Origin of the sequence: Streptomyces sp. CY-1, assembly GCF_047218265.1 — a bacterium.
GTDB classification, from domain to species: Bacteria; Actinomycetota; Actinomycetes; order Streptomycetales; family Streptomycetaceae; genus Streptomyces; species Streptomyces niphimycinicus.
Map to the genome: position 1 here is coordinate 10,531,483 of NZ_CP178393.1, position 21,947 is coordinate 10,553,429.

10 protein-coding genes are annotated in these 21,947 nt (G+C 71.5%); 7 read left to right on the top strand and 3 right to left on the bottom strand.

Annotation, left to right across the window (positions count from 1 at the left end):
- Nucleotides 1-41 precede the first annotated feature (41 nt).
- The 7 genes from ACK1X7_RS44520 to ACK1X7_RS44550 all read left to right on the top strand — a co-directional run bounded on the left by ACK1X7_RS44520 (nucleotide 42) and on the right by ACK1X7_RS44550 (nucleotide 18,237).
- Nucleotides 42-6,353 (top strand): type I polyketide synthase, encoded by a 6,312-nt coding sequence (locus ACK1X7_RS44520; protein WP_413116637.1) that lies wholly within the window; start codon nucleotides 42-44, stop codon nucleotides 6,351-6,353.
- A 112-nt stretch (nucleotides 6,354-6,465) separates the two neighbouring features.
- Nucleotides 6,466-13,386 (top strand): SDR family NAD(P)-dependent oxidoreductase, encoded by a 6,921-nt coding sequence (locus ACK1X7_RS44525; RefSeq protein ID WP_390795950.1) that lies wholly within the window; start codon nucleotides 6,466-6,468, stop codon nucleotides 13,384-13,386.
- 121 nt (nucleotides 13,387-13,507) lie between these two features.
- Complete coding sequence (locus ACK1X7_RS44530) at nucleotides 13,508-14,944, top strand: class I adenylate-forming enzyme family protein (protein ID WP_361505562.1); 1,437 nt, start codon at nucleotides 13,508-13,510, stop codon at nucleotides 14,942-14,944.
- Complete coding sequence (locus ACK1X7_RS44535; RefSeq protein ID WP_413116638.1) at nucleotides 14,941-16,017, top strand: ACP S-malonyltransferase; 1,077 nt, start codon at nucleotides 14,941-14,943, stop codon at nucleotides 16,015-16,017. The genes ACK1X7_RS44530 and ACK1X7_RS44535 overlap by 4 nt, the downstream gene beginning before the upstream one ends.
- Before the next feature lie 156 nt (nucleotides 16,018-16,173).
- A complete protein-coding gene (locus ACK1X7_RS44540) occupies nucleotides 16,174-16,782 on the top strand; it encodes a TetR/AcrR family transcriptional regulator (RefSeq protein ID WP_390795948.1) in 609 nt (202 codons plus the stop codon).
- Between the two features lie 105 nt (nucleotides 16,783-16,887).
- Nucleotides 16,888-17,772, top strand: coding sequence for an alpha/beta fold hydrolase (locus tag ACK1X7_RS44545; RefSeq protein ID WP_390795947.1), 885 nt, complete (start codon nucleotides 16,888-16,890; stop codon nucleotides 17,770-17,772).
- A gap of 84 nt (nucleotides 17,773-17,856) precedes the next feature.
- Nucleotides 17,857-18,237 carry a winged helix-turn-helix transcriptional regulator gene (locus ACK1X7_RS44550; protein ID WP_398159594.1) on the top strand — a complete coding sequence of 127 codons (381 nt, stop codon included), beginning with the start codon at nucleotides 17,857-17,859 and terminating at the stop codon, nucleotides 18,235-18,237.
- Between the two features lie 70 nt (nucleotides 18,238-18,307).
- On the opposite strand, the gene ACK1X7_RS44555 is transcribed toward ACK1X7_RS44550, so the two are convergent.
- The 3 genes from ACK1X7_RS44555 to ACK1X7_RS44565 form a co-directional block, all read right to left on the bottom strand.
- The gene (locus tag ACK1X7_RS44555; RefSeq protein ID WP_385158451.1) at nucleotides 18,308-18,715 is read right to left on the bottom strand and encodes a RidA family protein; all 408 of its coding nucleotides are present in this window, start codon (nucleotides 18,713-18,715) and stop codon (nucleotides 18,308-18,310) included.
- Nucleotides 18,716-18,936: 221 nt separating this feature from the next.
- On the bottom strand, nucleotides 18,937-20,367 hold the full coding sequence (locus ACK1X7_RS44560; protein ID WP_385158455.1) for a hypothetical protein: 1,431 nt from the start codon (nucleotides 20,365-20,367) through the stop codon (nucleotides 18,937-18,939).
- 137 nt (nucleotides 20,368-20,504) lie between these two features.
- Nucleotides 20,505-21,785 (bottom strand): YeeE/YedE family protein, encoded by a 1,281-nt coding sequence (locus ACK1X7_RS44565; protein ID WP_390795004.1) that lies wholly within the window; start codon nucleotides 21,783-21,785, stop codon nucleotides 20,505-20,507.
- Between the last annotated feature and the right edge of the window lie 162 nt (nucleotides 21,786-21,947).

Genomic DNA, 21,947 nt, shown 5'->3' on the forward strand with positions numbered 1-21,947 from the left:
CAGCGCCTCTGACCTGACTGTAAAGAAAGTGACGGCAAACAGTGAGTGAGACGAAGCTCCGCGACTACCTCAACAAGGTGACGACTGATCTGCATCGCACCCGTCTGCGCCTTCGGGAGGTGGAGGAGAAGAACCGGGAGCCCATCGCGATCGTCGCGATGAGCTGCCGCTTCCCCGGCGGGGTCAGCTCTCCGGAGGAGCTGTGGCGCATGGTCGCCGATGGCGCCGACGGGCTCTCACCGTTCCCGAAGGACCGCGGCTGGCACGAGGAGCTGCACAACCCGGACAGTCAGGGCACGGGTTACGTGAACGAGGGCGGGTTCCTGCACGACGCCGCCATGTTCGACCCCGTGTTCTTCGGGATCTCCCCGCGAGAGGCGCTGGCGATGGACCCCCAGCAGCGGCTGCTGCTGGAGGCGTCCTGGGAGGTCCTGGAACGGGCGGGCATCGACCCGCTGTCCGTCAAGGGCACCTCCGGCGGCGTGTTCATGGGCGCCGCCTTCCAGGGATACGGCGCGGCCGACCCGATCGAGGCGGAACAGGCCGAAGGCTATTTGGTGACGGGGCGGCTCACCTCCGTCACCTCCGGCCGGGTCTCCTACGTCCTCGGCCTCGAGGGCCCCGCGGTGACAGTGGACACGGCGTGCTCGTCGTCCCTGGTGACGCTGCACCTGGCCGCACAGGCGCTGCGCCAGGGCGAATGCGACTTCGCCCTGGCCGGCGGCATCACCGTGATGGCAGGGCCTGGCGCGTTCACCGAGTTCAGCCGTCAGCCGGGAGGACTCTCGTCCGACGGCCGCTGCAAGCCCTTCGCGGCGGCCGCGGACGGCACCAACTGGTCCGAGGGCGTCGGTGTGCTGCTCGTGGAGCGGCTGTCCGACGCCCGCCGCCACGGCCACCCCGTACTGGCGGTGGTGCGCGGCTCCGCGGTGAACCAGGACGGTGCCAGCAATGGCCTCACCGCCCCCAACGGCCGGTCGCAGCGCAGGGTGATCCGTCAGGCGCTGGACAGCGCGGGACTCACCCCGGACGAGGTCGACGTGGTGGAGGCGTTCGGCACGGGCACCTCACTGGGCGACCCGATCGAGGCGGAGGCGCTGATCGCGTCCTACGGCCAGGACCGGCCCGAGGGCCGGCCGCTGTGGCTGGGCTCCATCAAGTCCAACATCGGGCACTCACAGGCGGCGGCGGGTGTCGCGGGTGTCATCAAGATGGTGATGGCCATGCGGCACGGCGTCCTGCCGAAGACGCTGCATGTGGACGAGCCGACCCCGCATGTGGACTGGTCGGCGGGGGCCGTGGAGCTGCTGACCGAGGCCCGGCCCTGGCCGGAGACGGGCCGGCCCCGCCGGGCCGGGATCTCCTCCTTCGGCATCAGCGGCACCAACGCGCACACCATCATCGAGCAGGCCACCGAAGCCGAGGAGCCGGAGCCGGCCGGTTCCGGGACCGACGCTCCCCGCCCCCTCGTCTCCTCCGTCGTGCCATGGCTGCTCTCCGGCAAGGGCGAGGCCGCGCTGCGGGCGCAGGCCGAGCGGCTGTACGCCCAGATGGTGGAGGGCGACGATTCCGCGGCGGGGTCCGTAGCGGACATCGGCTACTCCCTGGCGGTGTCCCGATCGGCGTTCGAGCACCGCGCCGCGGTGATCGGCGAGGACCGCGAGAGCCTGCTGCGCGGCCTGCGGGCCGTGGCCCAGGGCGAGCCGGACCAAGGCGAGCTGCCCCAGGGCGTGGTCATGGGGCGGGCGGCGAAGGGGCGTAGGACGGCCTTCGTGTTCCCGGGTCAGGGGGCGCAGTGGGCCGGTATGGCGGTGGACTTGCTGGAGTCCTCGCCGGTGTTCGCGGAGGCGATCGGTGAGTGTGAGTCGGCGCTGTCGGCTCATGTGGACTGGTCGCTGACGGATGTGCTGCGCGGGGTTGACGGTGCTCCCGGTTTCGACCGGGTGGATGTCGTCCAGCCGGTGCTCTTCGCGGTGATGGTGTCGCTGGCGAAACTGTGGCGTTCGGTGGGTGTCGAGCCGGACGCCGTGATGGGACACGGTCAGGGTGAGATCGCCGCGGCGTGTGTGGCGGGCGCGCTCTCGCTGGAGGACGCCGCCAAGGTGGTGGCCCTGCGGTCGCAGGCGATCGCGAGGGGCCTTGCGGGCCGTGGTGGCATGGTGTCGGTCGGGCTTCCGGTCGACCAGGCCAAGGAGCGTATCGCCGCCTGGGATGGCGCGATCTCGGTCGCTGCGGTCGATGGCCCCGAGTCGGTCGTGGTCTCCGGTGACCCGGGCGCGCTGGACGAGATGGTCGCGCGGCTGGAGGGTGCGGAGGTCCAGGTTCATCGCGTCCCGGTGGACCACGCCTCGCACTCCGCCCACGTGGAGGAGATCCGTGAGGAACTGCTGAAGGTTCTGGCGGATATCGCGCCGCGCTCTTCCGAGGTGCCGTTCTACTCGACGGTCTCCGGTGAGCTGGTGGACACCGCCGGTCTGGACGCCGAGTACTGGTACCGCAACCTGCGGCAGACCGTGGAACTGGAGTCCACGACGCGTCGTTTGCTCGATGCGGGGCACACCGTGTTGATCGAGGTGAGCCCGCATCCGGTGCTCACCCTGCCGGTGCGGCGGACGGTGGAGGCAGCCGAGGCGCGGGCCGTGGTCGTGGGGACGCTGCGGACGGACGAGGGCGGGCCCGAGCGGTTCCTGACCTCCGCCGCCGAGCTGCACGTCAGCGGCGTCGGTGTCGATTGGCGAAAGGTGTTCGAGAGCCAGGGTGCCCGCCGGGTCGATCTGCCGACCTACGCCTTCCAGCGCCAGCGCTATTGGCTGGACTCGACGGCGGCCTTCGGCGACGTGGGATCGATGGGCCTCAACCCCGTGGCGCATCCCCTGCTGAGCGCCGCGGTCTCACCGGCGGGCGGCGGCGGAGTGCTGCTCAGCGGGCGGCTGTCGCTGGCCACCCACCCCTGGCTCGCCGACCACGCGGTGCAGGGCGTGGCGCTGGTGCCCGGGACGGCCTTCCCGGAGATGGCCGCACAAGCGGGGGACCAGGTCGGGTGCGGCCGCGTCGAGGAGCTGGTGCTGGAGGCGCCCTTGGCGATACCCGAGCGTGGCGGGGTGCAGATCCAGGTCGAGGTGGGAGAGCCCGACGCCGCGGGCCATCGCGACGTCGGCGTGTACTCACGGATGGAGCCGGCCGACGGCGAGGCCGACCTCGAGCAGCCGTGGGTGCGGCACGCTCAGGGTGTGCTCACACCGCCCGCCCCGGCGGCCTCCTTCGACTTCGTGAAGTGGCCGCCCTCCGGGGCCAAGCCCGTCGATGTCTCCGGCGGCTACGAGCACGCCGAGGAGTTTGGGCTGCACTACGGTCCCGCGTACCGCGGGCTGCGGCGCGCCTGGAAGCGCGGCGACGCGGTGTTCGCCGATGTCGAACTGCCCGAGGAGCAGCGCGGCATCGCGAAGTACTTCGGTCTGCACCCGGCCCTGTTCGACGCGGCCCTCCAGGCCATCGGCGCCAACAACGCGCTGCGCGGAGGTGATGACGCGCCCAGTGCGGGGAATCTGATGCCGTTCTCGTGGCGGGGATTCTCCCTGGACGCCGTCGGCGCCCAAGCGCTGCGAGTCCGGATCATCCCGGACGGCCGGCAGGCCGTGTCGCTGGCCATCGCCGACACCTCCGGCCACCCGGTGGCCTCCGTCGAATCCCTCGTTCTCCGGCCCGTGCAGGCCGCGGCGTTGCAGAACGTGGGCCGCACGCCTGGCGACGGGTTGTTGCGCATGGAGTGGACAGCGGGCGCCGCGAAGCCCGCCGAGGGCGTGGCACCCGGCTGGTGGGCGACGCTGCTCAACGACCGCCTTGGCGTGGGCGACGCTCTGGAGGCGGCGGGTTTCTTCCCCGCCGACGTGTACACGGACACCGCGGCGCTGAGTGACACCGTGGCGGCGGGCACGAGCATGCCCGGAATGGTGGTCCTGCCGGTGTCCTCGGACGGCCCCGCCGTGGTGGACCAGGTCCACACCCGGGTCGGTGAGGTGCTGGAGACCGTTCAGTCGTGGTTGGCGGACGACCGGTTCGCGGGCACTCCGCTGGTGGTGCTGACCCAAGGTGCCGTTGACACCGGCGATGGTGTGCGGGACCTGGCGGGTGCGGCCGCCTGGGGTTTGGTGCGGTCGGCGCAGGCGGAGCACCCGGGACGGCTGGTGCTTGTCGACACGGATGATGTCGAGCGTGCGGTGGCACTTCTCGCGGGGGTGGTGGCCACTCGTGAGGAGCAGGTGGTGGTGCGTTCGGGCGAGGTCCGCCTGCCGCGTCTGGCCCGCTCGCTGTCCGCGGGTGACGCTTCCGAGTCGGAGGTGTTCGGTTCCGGCGCCGTGCTGGTGACGGAGGGCACGGGCGGTCCGGGCGGTCTGGTGGCCCGGCACCTGGTGGCCCGGCACGGTGTCAAGAAGCTCGTGCTGCTCTCTCGTGGTGGCGCGGAGACCGACGGCGCGGCCGCGTTGCGGGCCGAACTGGCGGCCGCGGGCGCCGAGGTGCTGGTCACGGCCTGTGACGCGGCGGACCGGGAAGCGCTCGCCGCGGTGTTGGCAGAGCTGCCCGACGAGCTCGCGCTGAGCGCCGTGGTGCATGCGGACGAGGTGCTCGACGACGGGCTGTTCGCATCGCTGACACGCGAACAGGCCACCGCGGTGCTGCGGGCGAAGGTGGACGCGGCCTGGAATCTGCATGAGCTGACCGCGGGCATGGACCTGTCGGCGTTTGTGCTGTTCTCCTCGGCCGCGGGTCTGCTCGGCGCGGCCGGGCAGAGCAACTACGCCGCGGCGAATGTGTTCCTGGACGGCCTCGCGTCATTGCGTCGCGCTCAGGAACTGCCCGGTGTCTCGCTGGCGTGGGGCCGGTGGGCCGAGGACAGCGGCGTGACCCCGCCCGGTGGGGCCGAGGTGGCGCCCACCGGTCTGGTGCCGCTCTCCGCCGAGCAGGGCCTGGAGCTCTTCGACGCGGGTGTCAGCTCCGATGCGGCCGTGGTGATGACCGTCCGGCTGGACATGGCCGCGCTGCGCGCCCAGGGCGCCGCGATGCCCACCGTGTTCCGTTCCGTCGTCCCGGACGCACCCGTGCGCCGGGCGGCTCGGACGGCGGGCTCCGAGGTGGACCAGCCCACCCAGTTGCGGCAGCGGCTGGCCGGGCTGTCGCAGGCCGAGACGGACGAGGTGCTGCTCGAACTGGTGCGTACGGTCGCCGCCGCGGTGCTCGGGTTCGCGTCGCACAATGACATCGACCCTGGCCACGAGTTCCTGGAGATGGGCTTCAACTCCCTTACGGCGGTCGAATTCCGTAACCAGCTCGCCGCCATCACCGGCCTCCGGCTGAACACCACTGTCGTCTTCGACTACCCGAGCCCCGGCGACATGGTGGCCCATGTGCGGCCCCGGCTCGCGGCCGAGGCCGCGCCCAGCCCCGCCGGCCGCCAGGTCCAGGAGCAGTCCGGCCCGGCCGCTCCGGTCGCCGCGCCCGTGACCGAGCCCGTTCCCGCGGCGCCGCAGGCGGACGCGCCCGACACCCTGGGCTCTCTCTACCGGCAGGCGGCGCAGCAGGGCAAGCACCAGATCGCCATGGATCTGCTGATGAACGCGGCGCGGCTCCGCCCCACCTTCGAGGACCCGGCCGACTTCGAGGGGAACATCAGGCCCGCGCGGCTCTCCCGGGGCCCCGGGCGGCCCCGGCTGATGTGCTTCTCCTCCCATGTCGCTCTGGGCGGCGTGCACCAGTACGCGCGGTTCGCCGGGCTGTTCCGTGGCAATCGGGACGTGGCGGCCCTCGGCACCGTGGGGTCCGTCCAGGGCGAGAGCCTTCCGGCCAACCTGGACACGTTGTTCCGCTTGCAGGCGCGGATCGTCGCCGAGTACGCCGAGGGCGCCCCGGTCGTGCTGTGCGGCTCCTCGGCCGGCGGAATTCTCGCCCACTCGGTGGCCGCCGCTCTGGAGAACCAGGGCACACCGGCCGCCGGAGTCGTCCTGCTGGACACCTACCTTCCGGACACCACGAGGCTCGGTGATGCCGCGGATGCCTGGCTGGACGAAATGTACGAGCGGGACGAGCTCGTCTCCATGGAGGGTGTCCGGATGTCCGCCATGGGCTGGTACGCGCATCTGATGGAGGGGTGGAAGCCGCCGGAGATCTCGGTCCCCAGTCTCCACGTCCGCGCGACCGAGAAGGTGGTGCAGACGGACCCGGACTCCTCGGAGCGGAGCTGGCAGGCGGACTGGCCCGCCGACTCCGTCGCCGACGTGCCCGGAAATCACTTCACCATGATGGAGAAGCACGCGGACTCCACCGCCCAGGCCGTCGAGGACTGGGTGGCCAACCTCTAACGGCCAAGTGCCCGCCCGGCACCGATGAATGCCGGGCGGGCGCCCACGCCGATGCCGCGCTCAGTGCGGCACACAGCTTTGCCACAAGGTTTTTCCACGAAGCAGGAGATAGGTGAGCAGCATGTTGCGCGGGTCCAGCGACTCAGGCGAGTCCGGAATCCAGGCTGGGCCGGATTGCGGCGAGAGCCAGGGCGAACTTCCTTCACTCACACCGGATTTCCGGGAACTGCCGGATCTCGAACAGCGCAGGGTCCTGTTCGACCTGGTACACGCACACGTCGCCGCGGCGCTGCGGTCCGAGTCACCGCGCACCCTCGACGCGGAGAGCTCGTTCCTCGACCTGGGGCTGGACTCGCTCGCGGCGGTCAATCTGCACCGCGGGCTGGTCGCCGCCACCGGGCTCACCCTCGATGTGTCGCTCGCCTACGACTATCCGACGCCCAGTGAGCTGGTGGACCACCTCCACCGGAAGATCTTCCCCGTGGCCGGGGACGACACCGCTCCCGCGCGTGCCGTCGTGGGCTCGGACGACCCCATCGCGATCGTCGGGATGAGCTGCCGCTTCCCCGGCGGCGTCAACAGCCCCGAGGACCTGTGGAAGGTCGTCTCCGAGGGCGTGGACGCCATCACCCCGTTCCCCACCGACCGTGGCTGGGACCTGGAGGCGCTCTACAGCCCGGACCCGGACCAGCCCGGCACCAGCTACGCCACCGAGGGCGGGTTCATCCACGACGCCCCCGAGTTCGACGCGGAGTTCTTCGGCATATCGCCGCGCGAGGCGCTGGCCATGGACCCGCAGCAGCGGCTGCTGCTGGAGACGAGCTGGGAGGTCTTCGAGCGGGCCGGTATCGATGTCACCAAGCTGCGGGGGAGCCGGACCGCCGTCTTCACCGGCGCGGAACACCACGACTACGGACCCCACCTCCAGAGCACCAAGAGCGGCCTCGAGGGCTATGCGCTGACCGGCATCGCGGGCAGCGTCGCCTCCGGGCGCATCGCCTACACCTTCGGCTTCGAGGGCCCGGCGTGGACCGTGGACACCGCGTGCTCCTCGTCGCTGGTCTCCCTGCACCAGGCGGCGCACTCGCTGCGCCAGGGCGAGTGCGATCTGGCGCTCGCCACCGGTGTCGCCACGATGCCCACCCCGGGTGACTTCATCCTCTTCAGCCGCCAGCGCGGACTCTCCTCCAACGGGCGCTGCAAGGCGTTCGGCGCCGAGGCCGACGGCACGTCGTGGGCCGAGGGCGTCGGCGTCCTGCTGGTCGAGCGGCTCTCGGACGCCCGGCGCAACGGCCACGAGGTGCTGGCCATCGTGCGTGGCACCGCCGTCAACCAGGACGGCGCCTCCAACGGTCTGACCGCCCCCAACGGGCGCTCCCAGCAGCGCGTCATCCGGCAGGCACTGGCCAACGCCGAGCTGACCGCGGACCAGATCGACGTGATCGAGGCGCACGGCACCGGCACCTCGCTCGGTGACCCCATCGAGGCGCAGGCGCTGATGGCCACCTACGGCGAGAGCCGCCCCGAGGGGCAGCCGGTCTGGCTGGGGTCCCTCAAGTCGAACATCGGCCACACCCAGGCGGCGGCCGGTGCGGGTGCCGTCATCAAGATGGTGATGGCCATGCGCCACGGCATCATGCCCAAGACCCTGCATGTGGAGGTGCCGACCCCGCACGTGGACTGGTCCTCGGGCGGCGTCGCGCTCCTCGCCGAGCAGCGCGCGTGGCCGCAGGACGGGCGGCCGCGCCGTGCCGGTATCTCCTCGTTCGGCATGAGCGGCACCAACGCACACGCCATCATCGAGCAGGCCCCGCCGCAGGAGCCCGTCTCCGCGAGCGACGACGCCGACATCGAGGAGACGGCGTCCCAGCCCATCTCGTGGCTGGTGTCCGCCAGGAGCGAGGAGGCGCTGCGGGCGCAGGCCGCGCGGCTGCGCGAGCATGTGGTGCGCGACCGCGACGTGAACCCGGTCGACGTCGGATGGTCGTCCGCCGTGACGCGTGCCGCGCTCGAACAGCGGGCCGTGGTGGTGGCCTCCGACCGGGACGGGCTGCTGCGGGGACTCGCCGCGCTCGCCGAGGACACCGACGCGCCGGGCCTGGTGCTCGGCAGGTCCACGGCACAGCGGGTGGCGTTCCTGTTCACCGGCCAGGGCGCCCAGCGGATGGGCATGGGCCGCGAACTCTACGAGACCTACCCGCTGTTCGCCGACGTATTCGACGAGGCGTGCGACTATCTGGAGGTCCGCCTCGGCACCTCCGTGCTCGACGTGGTCTTCGGCCCCGAGGACGACGCCGCCGACGCCGCGAGCGCCTCCGGTGACGAGCTGAACCAGACGATGTTCACCCAGGCCGGGCTGTTCGCCTTCGAGGTGGCCCTGTTCCGCCTGCTGGAGTCCTGGGGCGTGCGCCCCGACTTCCTGATGGGGCACTCGGTGGGCGAGATCGCGGCCGCACACGTCGCCGGGGTGCTGTCCCTGGAGGACGCGTGCGCCCTGGTGGCGGCCCGTGGGCGGCTGATGCAGGAACTGCCCGAGGGCGGCGCCATGGTGGCCGTCCAGGCGTCCGAGCAGGAGGTCCTGGAGAGCCTGAAGGGCCGCGAGGAGCAGGTGTCGCTGGCGGCGCTCAACGGTCCCACCTCGGTGGTGCTCTCGGGCGACGAGGACGCGGTGCTCGAACTCGCCGGCCAGTGGGAGGCACAGGGCCGCAAGACCAAGCGGCTGCGGGTGAGCCACGCGTTCCACTCGCCCCGGATGGACGCCATGCTGGAGGAGTTCCGCCAGCTCGCCGACTGCCTGTCGTACTCGGCCCCGGCCATCCCGGTCATCTCCAACGTCACCGGCGATGTCGCCGGCGCAGAACTGGCCACCGCCGAGTACTGGGTCCGCCATGTGCGCGAAGCCGTCCGCTTCGACGACGGCATGCGCTCCCTCGCGGCCCAGGGAGTGACGACCTGCGTGGAGCTCGGCCCCGACGCCGTGCTGACCGCGATGGGCCAGGACTGCCTGGACGCCATCGACGCCGACGCGGCGTTCGTGCCCCTGGCCCGGTCCGGGCGCGCCGAAGCGCAGACGCTTGCGGAGGCCGTCGCCACGCTGTACGCCAACGGCGTCGGCGTGGACTGGGACGCGGTGTACGCGGGGCGCGGCGCCCGCCGGGTCGGCCTGCCGACCTACGCCTTCCAGCACAAGCGGTACTGGCTCGAGGCGGGCGGCGCCGTGACCGGCGACGCCCGCAGCGTCGGACTCGGCCGGGTGGACCACCCGCTGCTCGGCGGCCTCACCGAACTGGCCGACGGCGAGCGCACCGTGCTGACGGGGCGCCTCTCCATTCAGACGCACCCGTGGCTCGCCGACCACGCCGTGGCCGGCGGAGTGCTCTTCCCCGGCACCGGATTCGTGGAACTGGGCCTGCTCGCGGGCACCGAGACCGGGGCCGGGCGGCTCGGCGAACTCACCCTCGAGACCCCGCTGCTCCTGCCGGAGCAGGGCGGCGTCCGCATCCAGCTCGTGGTCGGCCCCACGGACGAGTCCGGGGTACGGCCGCTCGGCGTGTACTCGCGCTCCGACAGCGACGAGCCGGGCGAGGAGTGGGTGCGCCACGCCCAGGGTGTCCTCGAGGCGGACAGCGGCGCCGCGGTCACCGACAGCCTGCTCCAGTGGCCCGTCCCGGGCGCCGAGCAGGTGCCGATGGAGGGCTTCTACGAGGGCCTGGCCCAGGTCGGTTACGGATACGGGCCGGTCTTCCAGGGTCTGGAGTCGGTCTGGCGGCTGGACGGCGATGTCTTCGCCGAGGTGGCGCTGCCGGACTCGGCGGCCCAGGAAGCCGGACGGTTCGGCCTGCACCCCGCCCTGCTCGACGCCGCCCTGCACGCCATGGAGATGGGCGACTTCGGCGGCGAGAGCGGGCGCGTGACGCTGCCGTTCTCCTTCACCGGGGTGACCCTGCACGCGGTGGGCGCCGGACGGGTGCGGGTGCGGCTGCGCCCGCAGGGCAAGGACACGGTCGCACTGCTGGTGACCGACGCCACGGGTGAGCCCGTGGCCTCGGTGGAGTCGCTGGTGGTGCGCGAGGTGGCGCCCGAGCGGTTCGCCTCCGGTCCGCGCTCCACCGGCGGCGACGGAACGCTGTTCCGGGCCAACTGGGATGTCTTCCCCGCCGCGCGGGGCGCCGGCCTGAGCGTGGACGGTGTGTCCGCGGCGGTCATCGGCGCCGACCGGGCGCGGGCGGGCGAGCTGCTCGCCGCCGCCGGCGTCGAGTACGCCGAGTACGAAGGGACGGACGCGCTCGTCGCCGCCATCGACGAGGGCGCCGCGCTGCCGGACGTGGTCTGGGCCTGGTGCGGCGCCACGCCCGCCGGGCCGGACGCCGGGGACCTCGCCGAGGCCGCGCGGAAGTCGACTCACCGGGCGCTGGCCCTGGTGCAGTCCTGGCTGGCGGAGGACCGGTTCGAGGGCTCCCGGCTGGTGGTGGTGACCAGCGACGCGGTCGCGACCGGTGCGGGCGAGGGCCTCGCCGGACTGTCCAATGCCGCCGTGTGGGGACTGGTGCGCTCGGCGGCCACCGAGAACCCGGGCCGGCTCGTGCTGGTGGACGTCGACCGCCACGCCGAGTCGGCCACCGCTGCCGCAGGCTTGGTGACGGCCGCCATCGCGGCGGGCGAGCGCGAGGTGGCCGTTCGCGTGGGCCAGGGGCTGATTCCCCGGCTCGCCAGGAACGCCGCCGGGCGGGTGCTCGAGGCCCCCGCCGGCACCTCCGCGTGGAAGCTGGGCACCAGCGGCGGAGGCACGCTGGACAACCTCTCGCTCCAGCCCGACCCGTCGGCGGAGGCGCCGCTGGCTCCCGGGTACGTCCGGATCGCGGTGCGCGCCGCCGGTCTGAACTTCCGGGACGCGCTGATCGCCATCGGCATGTACCCCGACGACCACGCCACCATGGGCGGCGAGGGCGCCGGTGTGGTCCTGGAGGTCGGCCCGGGAGTCACCGACCTGGCACCCGGTGACCGGGTCATGGGCATGATCAACGCATCGTTCGGGCCCATCGCGATCGCCGACCGGCGGCAGATCGTCCCCATGCCGCGCGGCTGGACGTTCGCGCAGGGCGCGTCGGTGCCGGTGGTCTTCCTGACCGCCTACATCGGCCTGGTGGAACTCGGCAAGCTTCAGCCGGGCGAGTCCATCCTCGTGCACACCGCCACTGGCGGGGTGGGCATGGCGGCCACGCAACTCGCGCGCCACCTCGGCGCCGAGGTGTACGCCACGGCCAGCCCCGGCAAGTGGGACACCCTGCGGGCGATGGGATTCGACGAGAAGCACATCGCCTCGTCGCGTGACCTGGAGTTCGAGCGGCGCTTCATGGAGGCGACCGGCGGCCGGGGCATGGACATGGTCCTGGACTCGCTCGCCCGCGAGTTCGTCGACGCCTCCCTGCGGCTGATGCCCAGGGGCGGGCGCTTCCTGGAGATGGGCAAGATCGACGTGCGCGACCCCGAGGTCGTCGCCGCCGAGCACCCCGGGGTGAAGTACGAGGCGTACGACCTGGTCGTCGCCGACTACGACTGGGTCCAGCGGATGCTGGTCGAACTGGTCGCCCTCTTCGACAGCGGTGCGCTGCACCCCCTCCCGCTGACGGCGTGGGACGTGCGCCGGGCCCCGGACGCGATCCGGCACATCAGCCAGGCCCGGCACATCGGCAAGAACGTGTTCACCATGTCCCACGGCCTCGACCCCGAGGGTTCGGTGCTGGTGACCGGTGGCACCGGCGGCCTGGGCAGCGAAGTGGCGCGCCATCTGGTGGCCGAGCACGGAGTGCGCAACCTGGTGCTGGTCTCCCGGCGCGGGCCGGACGCGGCGGGCGCCGCCGAGCTCAAGGCCGAACTGGCCGAGGCGGGCGCGTCGGTGACGCTGGCGGCCTGCGACGTGGCCGACCGCGCCTCGCTGGAGCGGGTGCTGTCCGCGGTGCCCGCCGAGCACCCGCTGACCGCGGTCGTGCACGCGGCGGGCGTACTCGACGACGGTGTCATCGACACCCTGTCGCCGAAGCGCATCGACGCGGTCTTCGAGCCGAAGGTCGACGCGGCGTGGAATCTGCATGAGCTGACCCGCCATCTGGACCTGGCTCAGTTCGTGATGTTCTCGTCCGTCGCCGGTGTGTTCGGCAGCCCGGGACAGGGCAACTACGCCGCGGCCAACGCGTTCCTGGACGCGCTCGCCGCACACCGGCGCACCCTCGGCCTCCCCGCCGTATCGCTGGCCTGGGGTCCGTGGGAGCAGGGCGGCGGCATGACCGGCACGCTCAGCCAGGCGGACATGGTGCGCATGGCGCGCGAGGGCATGGCGGCCCTGTCCATGGCGGGCGGTCTGCGGCTGCTGGACGCAGGCCGGACGGGCGAGGACGCCCTGCTGGTGCCGATGCGGCTGGAGACCGCGGCGCTCAGCGGCCAGGCCGACATCCCCACCCTGCTGCGTGGTGTGGTCCGGGTGCGGAGCAAGGCGGCGGCCGACGGCAAGGCGGCCGCTCCCGAATCGGCCCGGGTGAAGCTGGCCGGTCTCTCCGGAGCCGAACTCGACCGTGCGCTGCTGGACCTGGTGCGCGGCAGTGCGGCGATGGTGCTGGGGCACAGCGGAGCCCAGTCCATCGAGCCCGACCGCTCGTTCCAGAACCTCGGGTTCGACTCACTGGCGGGCGTGGAGTTCCGTAACCGGCTGAACTCGGCCACCGGACTCCGCCTCCCCTCCACGCTGATCTTCGACAACCCCACGCCCGCGGCGCTCGCCGAGTACCTGCGCAGCCGGGTGGCGACGGACGGCCCGGCCGAACCGGACGTCGATCCGGAAGAGGCCAGGATCCGTGCCGTTCTGGCGTCGATTCCGCTGGAGCGGCTGCGCCGCGCCGGTCTGCTGGACACGCTCACGGAGCTGGCGAGCGGCAAGGACCAGGCCGAGAAGGACACCGAGGAGAAGGAGACGGACTCCATCGACGCGATGGACGACGACGACCTGATCGACATGATGCTCGGAGATCTCGACTCCTGATGAAGTCCGAGTGCCCCCGGAGGTTTCCGGGGGGACTCGGACTCTCGCCCAACGTCCGCCCTCGCCGCGGGTGTTCCTCACCCCAAGAGCTTCAAGAAGAAGAAAGGCACAGTGAAACCCGATGACCGCAAAGCTCTTTACGACGGAAGCGGTGTACACGCTTCCCGAGTTCGAGCAGCGGGCCCTGGGCATCGCCGACGCGCTCCGCGAGCGTGGCGTCAGCGATGGCACCCGGGTCATGCTGAAGGCGGGCAACTCCGCCGGTTATGTGGCGGCCCTCCTCGCCCTGATGCACGTCGGCGCGTCGATCGTCATGGTCGACCACCAGGAGCGGGCGGAGGCGACACAGCGCATCTGTGACCGGGCCGGTGTCAAGATATGCGTGGTCGACGACGACACCCCGATGCCCGAGAGCGGCCCGGCCCGGGTCACCGTCTACGAACTGCTCGTGGCGGGCATGGAGCAGTCCCCCGCCGAGCGGCGGCTGTCCCTCGACACCTGGTGCGAGCTGCCCGACGGCCTGATCATGTGGTCCTCCGGGTCCACCGGGGAGCCCAAGGGCGTCGTCAAGACCGGGGCGAAGTTCCTGAAGAACCTGGAGCGCAACGCCGAGCAGGTGGGCCACCGCTCCGACGACGTCCTGCTGCCGCTGCTGCCCTTCTCCCACCAGTACGGGCTGTCCATGGTGCTCATCGCCTGGCTGGTCAAGTGCTCGCTGGTCATCGCGCCCTACCGGCGTCTGGACCGGGCGATGACCATGGCGGGCACCTGCGGGGCGACGGTGGTCGACGCCACCCCGGCCAGCTACCGCAGCATGCTCAACATGATGGGCCGTAAGCCCGCCCTGGCGGACGAGCTGTCCGGTGTCCGGATGTTCTGTAGCGGGGCCGCCCCGCTGGACCCCGGCCTGGTCGGCGACTACGTCAAGAAGTTCGGGCTGCCCCTGCTGGACAGCTACGGCAGCACCGAGGCCGGAAACGTGGCCTTCGCGACCGAGGACAACGTCGTCGCCTGCGGGCGGGCCGTCCAGGGCCTGAAGCTGCGGATCGTGGACGACGAGGGCACCGCCCTCCCCTCGGGCGAGGTAGGGGAGATCCAGGTCCACTCGCCCGACCTGATGGAGGGCTACCTGGCGGTCGACGGCACGGTGGCCCCCGTCGACCCGGACAAGACCGACTGGTACCCCACCGGCGACTTCGGCTATCTCGACGGCGGGGACAACCTCTTCGTCCTCGGCCGGAAGTCCGCGGTGCACCGCAACGGTCACACGCTCTACCCCGAGATCATCGAGCACAAGCTGGCCGCGGGCGGCTGTCTGGTCAAGGTCGTGCCCGTCCCCGACGAGCAGCGCGGCTGCCAGTTGGTGTTCTTCGTGGAGGACGAGCAGCAGCGGGAGTCGCGGTTCTGGCGGGAGCCGATCGGCGACCTGCTGCCCGCCTTCGAGCACCCCAACCGCATTCATGTCCTGGAGCGATTCCCCCTGAACCGCAACGGCAAGCCCGACAAGCGACAACTCGAGCAGCTCGCCCTCGACCTGGCACCCGGAGCGAAGGCATGACAGAGCCACAGACCCCCGAGTCCCAGACCCCCGAGTCCCAAAGCCCCGAGTCCCAGAGCCCCGAGTCCCAGAGCCCCGAGCCCCAGACCTCCGAGTCCCAGGCGGAGTCACAGCCGGGCCGCACGGCGTTCGTCTTCCCCGGGATGGGCCCCTTCCGCTTCACCGACGTGGGCGAGTTCCTGCTGACCAACCCCCATGCCCGGCGCCGGCTCGCGATCGCCGACGAAGTGGTGGGGTACTCCGTCTTCGACCGGTACCGCCAGTCGGACGGCGACGAGGAGGGGCAGTACGCCGCCCATACCCAGATCGCCTTCCTGACCGTCTGTCTCTCCCTCGCCGACTGGGCGGAGGAGACGCTGGGAGAGAAGCCCGAGCTGTGTGCCGGACCGAGCTTCGGCCAGCGGGCCGCGGTGACCTACGCGGGGTCCCTGCCGTTCGAGGAGACCGTACGGCTCACCGCGGAGCTGGCCCGCTGCGAGGAGGAGTACTTCGGGCAGGAGCACCGTGAGGCGGTCACGCACTGCGTGATCCACACCCCCGAGGAGAGCCTGCACAAGGCGCTGGGCGAACTGGACGACGAGGGGGAGTGGCACGACGTCTCCGGCTATATCGACCGGGGCTTCTACCTCGTGTCCCTGCGCGAGCCCGTGCTCGACCGGTTCAAGAAGCGGATCGGCGACCTCGGCGGCTACAACATGTACACCATGTGGCCGCCCGTACACGCCCCCTCGTTCGGCGATCTGCGCCGCAAGGCGGAGGAGGAGGTCTTCGGCGGCTTCGAGCTGGCCGACCCCAAGCTGCCGGTCGTCTCCGACCAGAACGGCGCGCTGCTGACCGACGCGGAGGGGGTGCGCACCATGCTGCTCGACACCTTCAACTGCCCGATCCGCTGGCCGGACATGGTGGAGACGATGCGGGGCCGCGGCATCACCAAGATCTGCATCTCGGGCCCGGACAACCTCTTCGGCCGGGTGAACAGCACCGGGGAGAACTTCGAGGTCCTGGCCATCGACGCCCGCAAGGCGATGCGCCCGCGCGTCCGTCAGAGGAGCGCTCGCCGGGCGCGGCGGTGACGGCCGCTCCGCCCCCGGCCACAGTCGGCCCCGGATCGTCGTCCGCCGTCTGATGGAGGCGCTGCCCTCGGGCAGCGCCCAGCCGGTCGGACGCCGTCCGTGGCACCATCCCCTCTTTAAATTGACTGATCGATCTCGAAAGGCTAGTGTGCCGGTATGGCACGGAGGAAGGAATTCGACCCCGAGGTCGCGCTGGACGCCGCGATGCGGCTGTTCTGGCGCAATGGCTATGAGGGGACGTCCACCAGCGATCTGGTGGAGGGCCTGGGAATCGCGCGGGCGAGTCTGTACGGGACCTTCGGGTCCAAGCGCGGACTGTATCTGGCCGCGCTCGACCGCTTCCTCTCCGGCGTCGCCGCGCCGAGTGCGGCCGACATCCTGGCGTCGCGTGCGTCCGCCCTGGATGCCGTCCGGGACCTGCTGGAGACCAGCGCGGCGGCCCCGAAACCGGGTACGCCCCAGGGCTGCTTCGCGGTCAACGCCACGGTGGAGCACGGGGATTCCGACCCCGAGATCTCGCGGCGGCTCGAGGGCAACCGAAGCCGCCTCGAGACCGCGCTCTTCGGTGCGCTGCTGAGGGCCCGCGCGCAGGGCGAACTGGCGCCCGGCGTCGATCCGAGTGCGGCCGCGACCATGCTGGCCTCGCTCAACAGCGGCCTGAAGGTGCTGTCGTGCGCGGGCGAGGGTCAGCGCGACCGCATCACCACCACGGTCGACACCGTCATGGCGATGCTGACCTCCCCGGAGGCCGCCGTCACCGAGTGACGGCGGCGATCCGCCACCGCGCCGACGCGGGAAGACACCCATGTCCCTGGGTGTCTTGTGTTTGCACTAATTCAAGACTAATCAGTCCCGAACCATGGAGGGGTCATGCTTTTCGACCATCGTGGAGAACCTGTCCGCACCGGCCGCGCCGCCGTGGGCGGCACCAAGCTCCATTACCGAACGGCCGGCTCCGGTCCGGTGGTTGTCCTGCTGCACGGTGTGCCCAAGACCGGATACCACTGGCGCCACCTGGTCCCGAAGCTGACGGCACGGCACACCGTCGTCGTACCGGACCTCCGTGGTCTGGGCGACTCGGCCCATCCCGCGGACGGATACGACTGCGCCACCATGAGCGACGACATCGCCGCGCTGATGGCCCACCTCGGGCATGAGTCCTACACCGCGATGGGGGAGGACTGGGGAGCGGTGGTCGCCTATCAGCTCGCCGCCCGCCACCGTGATCACGTCGAGGCCCTGGTGTTCGCCGAGGCGCTGCTGCCCGGCTTCGGCTTCGAGGACCACGCCGCCCTGACCCACGAGAATGTCTCGGGCGGGATGTTCCTATGGCATCTGGGCTTCTATTTCCAGCCGGACGTACCCGAGATGCTGATCAGCGGGCATGAGCGCGAACTCATCACCCACATGCTGAAGGACGAGCGCAGCTACCCCGACACCGCCACCGCCGACGCGATCGAGGAGTATGTGCGCTGTTACTCCATGCCCGGCGGTATCCGCTCGATGCTGGCGATCTACCGGGCGATGCTCGTGGACGCCGAGCAGAACCGGCAGGCGGCGCGCACGATGCTGGACATTCCGGTGCTGGCGCTCGGCGGCGACGCGTTCATCGGCGACCGTAACGAGACCCAGATGCGGCTGCTCGCCCACGATGTCACCGGTCATGTCTTCCGGGCCGGACATGACCTCGCCGAGGAGGTGCCGGACGAGGTGGCCGATGTCCTGCTGCCGTTCCTGGCCGACCGGCTCACCTGATCCGAGGGCCGTGGGTGTGCCGGGGCCGGTCCTCCGCCTCTGTGCTCTCTTGTGGTGACTCGGGACCTGTAGGAGAGTGGCCCCATGGGCACCAAGCGATACACCGGCTCGCCCGAGGACGCCGATCTGATGCGCGCGGACTCCTTGGCGCGGGAGATCTTCGCGGATGTCGCCAACAAGTGGGCATTCCTGATCATCGAGTTCCTCGGGGAACGCACCCTGCGCTTCAGTGAGTTGCGGAACGAGGTCGAGGGCATCAGCCACAAGATGCTCACCCAGAACCTGCGCATGCTGGAGCGCAACGGCCTGGTCGAGCGGAAGGTCCACCCCACCGTGCCGCCCCGGGTCGAGTACACCCTCACCGAGGCGGGCCGGGCCCTGCGCGCGACGGTCGACGGCATGTGCGGCTGGACCCACACCTACCTCGGCCATATCGAGGACTCCCGCCGCCGCTTCGACGGCTGATCGGCTTGATCGGGGGCTCACTCGGACCGTGCGGTGGCCCCGCCTCCTGCGGGGCCACCGCACGGCCAGGTCAGTCGAGGACCGCGGTGGCCTCGATCTCGACCAGATGCTCGGGGATGTCCAGCGCCGCGACCCCCAGCAGCGTCCCCGGCGGGACCGGAGTGACCCCCAGCTTCGCGGCGGCCCGGGCGGCCCCCTCCAGGAACAGGGGCATCTTGTCGGGCGTCCAGTCGACGACGTAGACGGTCAGCTTCGCCACATCGTCGAAGGAGCCGCCGATCTCGGCCAGAGCGATGCCGATGTTGAGGTAGCACCGCTCGACCTGAGCGGCGAGGTCACCTTCGCCGACCGTGGCCCCATTGGCATCCCAGGCGACCTGCCCGGCGATATGGACCAGCCGCGACCCGGTCGCGATCGACACCTGCCGGTACACCTCGATCTCCGGCAATCCGCTGGGGTTTACCAGGGTGATGGCCATGCTGCCTGCCTTCTCGTCATGGGAGCCCGTGGGCTCGCTTCAGTGGAGCCCACGGGGGTGTGCTCTCTCTTGGTTACCCGGAAACCGTAAGAGAGTGGCCGCTGACATGGAAGAACGCACTTTTCGGTGACCAGGGAACCTTTTGGTGACCGTGCAGCCCGGGGCCTCGCGTAGCCACCGTCCGGGTCAGAGGCCCAGAGAGAGGTTCAGAGGGCAGGGGGTCAGGGGTTCAGGGGGAAGCTGACCGACCGGGACTTCTTCCACTCGTCGTGCTCCAGGTCCTTGGCCTCGGTGCCGTCCCCATACAGGTCGGCCGAGCCGCTGTCGGTGATGACCTGGGCCCGGGCGCCGGGGGCCGTGAGGTCGGGCACGTCCACCACGACCTCCCAGCCGCCCGGGTCGGCCGTCGGCAGGTCGAGCCGCTTGACCGGCTGGTGTCCGGGGACGCCGTCCCAGGAGTAGAGCGCGTACGGGGCGCTGTTGTCCTCGGCGGCCCAGGATCCCGCCACGATCAGGTACTGGCCCTTGTCGTTGCGGCGGATGTCGCGCACGCTCAGGCCGCCGAGGTCGAGGGTGATCGGGTCGCCGAAGGTGGCGTGGGTGTCCCTGTCGCTGCCGGACCGGGCCAGCTCGTCGGCATTGGTGACCGGGACCAGCAGCGCCTTGCCGCCGTCGGCGGGCGGCACCAGCGGCGCCCGGAAGCCGATGTACGCGGTGGAGCCGGAGCCGGGCGCGAACTCCAGGCCCTCGACGTTGAATCCGTCGATCTGCTTGGGCGCCTGGCCGTCCGCGGTGCCCTTGGCGAAGCCGAGCCGGTCGCCGTTGGCCTTGTCCCAGTCCACCAGGTCCTCGCGCAGGCCCCGGTACGAGCCGTCGACCTCGAGCTCGGTGTCGGCGCCGGAACCGGAGACGGTGGTGGTGAAGAGGGTGAAGCGGTCCTCCTTCGGCTCGCCGTCCTTGTTGTTGCCCAGCGAGCCGGTCCAGTAGATGGTGTCGCCGACGCGGGCCGCGGCCTCGATGTCGATCTCCTTGTCGACATCGAGGTCGGAGCTGACGTCCCAGGTGCGCACCGGCGCGCCGGACGCGTCGCGGCGGTACAGGCGCAGGACGTTGGACTCGTCGTCGGCGACGACCATGTAGCCGTCGCCGACGTCCACGGCGGCGGAGGAGTCGCTGGAGCCGGTCGGGTAGCGGGTGTCGGCGGCGTTGCCCACGGTGCCGGAGGCCGCGTAGTGCAGGGTGGTGGTGGCGCTCTTGCCGCCGAGGCCGTTCACCTTGAGGGTGAGGTCGGTGTAGCCCTTGCCGCGGGCCCGTACGGCCACCTCACGGGTGGCGCCGGTGCCGGTCACCGTGACGTCCCCGGTCCCGGCGACCGAGCCGTGGGTGGTGGCGGTGGCGGACACGGTGAGCGCGTCCGCGTCGGCGCCGCTCTGGCCGACCTTCACGGTCACCGTCGGGTCGCCGGTGGCGCCGACGGCGCCGGACAGGTACGAGGTGGCCGGTTTGATGGTCGGCGTGCCGTAGTCCGCCTTCCCGGCCACCGCGGAGGCCGGGAGCGCGGACAGCGTCATGGCGCCGGCCACCAGCGCCAGCGCGGCGGCGTGGACGACCCGGCGGGTGCGGCGCGGCGGAGCGGCATGGAACGGGACCATCGTGAGCAACCCTTCGGTCAGCGGCGGGGCCGGTCGGTGGACCGGCACACCGCCCTGACGATGGATCATTTACGTGGCGGACGCATGAACGACCCCCGAACATAAACCATTTCCGGCCAGGGAGGGGTCCGTCTCGGTCAGCAGACGCCGTCGCCCGGCTTCGGGTTCCCGAGCCCGAACAGCGGCCGCAGCTTCAGCCCGGCCCAGGTGCCGAGGAGGGCGAAGCCGCCCCAGACCCAGCCGTGCAGGCTGCCGGAGGCGATGCCCGCGAGGTAGGCGCCGATGTTGCAGCCGCCCGCCAGCCGGGCACCGATGCCCATCAGCACCCCGCCGAGCACCGCCGCGGTCGCCGTCCGCCACGGCACGCCGCGGTGCAGGGTCCAGGTGCCGCCGAGCGCCGCGGCGACGGCCGCGCCGATCATGATGCCGATGTCGGTGAGACTGGTCTTGTCGGCGAGCACCGGCCCGGCGAGCATCTCCTTGTTTCCGGGCTGCTGCCACCAGCTCCAGCTCTCCGGGTGGCCGCCGAGCGCTCGTACCAGCTCCGACCCCCACAGGCTGAAGGCACTGGTGACGCCCCAGGCGCCGCCCGAGACGAGCAGCACCCCCGCGCCCAGTACGGCCAGCGCCAGGGCGCCGACCGCCAGCGGCCAGGAGCCGCGCAGAACACGGGCGGCGGCACCGCGCGCTGAGGGCACCGGACCGATCGGCGGCGGGTTGCGGCGGGCCTGGACGCTGCGGCTGATCAAGGCGATGGCGGCGAGCACGACGATCGTCACCGCCCAGGAGCCGAACCAGCCGATGTGGTCCGCCATGACCACCGGCTCCAGCGACGGCAGGTCCTTCCACAGGTCGAACTGCCAGGCGGCCAGGGTCGCACCGCCGATGAAGCCGCCGAGCGTGAGCACGATCGACGACTGCCCCGAGCCGACCGCGAAGAGGGTGCCGGAGGCGCAGGCCCCACCGAGCTGCATGCCGACGGCGAAGACGAACGAGCCGATCAGCAGCCCGAAGCCCAGCGGTCCGCCCGAGGGCGCCGGTACGGACCCGAACAGCCCGGTCTTGGTGCCGATGAGCAGGGCGAACAGCGTGGCCGTGGTGCCGAGCAGCAGGGTGTGGGCGCGCAGTCCGGTGCCGTTGCCGACGGCGACCAACTGCCGCCAGGCGGAGGTGAAGCCGAAGCGGGAGTGGAAGAGGGCGATTCCCAGGGCGAGGCCGAGCAGCAGCAGAACGCCGGGCTTGGCCCCGTGGGCGGACCACACATACGCGGTCAGTGCCGCGCCGAGCAGCCCGGACACGGCGAGCGGCACCCGGCGCACCGGCGGCGCGGCGGGCGCCTCCGGCCGGGGCACGGAGGTGGGTGAGGGGGACAACAGCGCGGCGGTCTTCGCTGCCTCGGCGGGCGGGACGGTGGTCACGTGCGGACTCCGGAGACGTTCGAAAGGGGGGCATCACGCTGGGCGGGAGGGCCCGGCCGGGCGGCGCGGCGCCGGGCGGCGGCGCGCGGTGGGGAAACCGGCTGGTTCCGGCTCAGTGGCGACAGAGGCCGTCGTCGACGCACCACGCCGAGTTCGCGAACA